Below are 1,320 nucleotides of genomic sequence, written 5' to 3'. Positions count from 1 at the left end.
CCCAGCCAACACACCCAAACCAACAAACAGTCCGCAATGATCAGTGCCGAGGCAACTTTTCAAGCTTACCCACAACGTTTCAGAAAAGCAAATCCACCAAACAGCGAACCAACCCACCAAAACACCACAAAAACACCGGCAAAACCGGCATCAAGTAGGGGGATTTTCGTTCCCCCAACAAGCGGGGCAACTCAAAAAACAATACACGCCTTTCCGCTGCATAGCCAACCGAAACACTGTGACCCCGCGCACCTGCCCGGGGTCGACTTTCATCACAACTTCTCCACAGCACCCTTGCAGGGTTTAGTAGCATTGCCAGCAGGCCCTAGAGCCCTGCCTTAGCCGAACAATTCAAGGACGTCTTGTCATGCACCAGGTATCGGAACTACTCAGCATCTCTTCACTGCTATCTGCCCAAGAGCGTGCGACCCAACTTCGTGTTCGGGAGTTTGTAGACGAGAACATCCGGGCGAACATTGCCCAATGGTACGAACAAGCCCACTTCCCCAAGGAACTGGTCGCACAGATGGGCGCACTGGGCCTCCTAGGCATGCATTTGGAGGGCTATGGCTGCCCTGGACGATCGGCCGTCGAATACGGCTTGGCTGCCCTCGAACTTGAAGCCGGCGACTCCGGACTACGGACCTTCGTCAGCGTTCAAGGGTCACTGGCTATGACTGCCATCCACAAGTATGGAAGCGAAGAACAAAAACACCATTGGCTCCCCCGCATGGCCGGTGGTGAAGCCATTGGTTGTTTCGCCCTGACCGAAGCGGGAGCTGGTTCCGACCCGGCTTCGATGAGCACCGTCGCCCACCAAGTAGACGACAGCTCAGACTGGATCATTACCGGCAGCAAACGCTGGATTGGTATGGCCAGCATCGCCGATGTGGCTGTTGTCTGGGCCATGACCGGGGAGGGTGTCCGTGGCTTCCTGGTACCCACAGATACTCCCGGCTTCACTGCCACACCAATTCAAGCAAAGCTCTCAATGCGTATTTCCATCCAGTGCGATATCGAGCTCGTGAGTGTCCGCCTGCCAGCTACTGCCGTGTTGCCGCACGCCAGAGGGCTTCGCGGCCCCTTTGAGTGCTTAAACGAGGCCCGCTACGGAATTGCTTGGGGCGTCATGGGCGCCGCCCGAGATTCTCTGGCCTGCTCCCTTGAATACTCACAGCAACGTCAGCAATTCCAGAAACCGTTGGCCAGCTTCCAGCTCACGCAACAGAAGCTAGTGAACATGTCCATGGAGCTCGAGAAGGGACTTTTGCTGGCGCTTCATTTGGGCCGGCTTAAAGATCAAGGAACTCTGGCCCCACA

General features: G+C 56.4%; 1 protein-coding gene. It reads left to right on the top strand.

All coding sequences use genetic code 11. The annotated features are described in order from the left end of the window. Window positions 1–367: 367 nt before the first annotated feature. The coding region (locus tag ACX80E_RS17180; protein ID WP_459303276.1) for an acyl-CoA dehydrogenase family protein at window positions 368–1,320 on the top strand (953 nt) is incomplete at its 3' end.

The sequence above is a fragment of the Arthrobacter sp. TMN-49 genome, assembly GCF_054511095.1.
The sequence above is the reverse complement of the archived record's forward strand: the minus strand, read 5'-3'. Positions and strand labels throughout refer to the sequence as shown.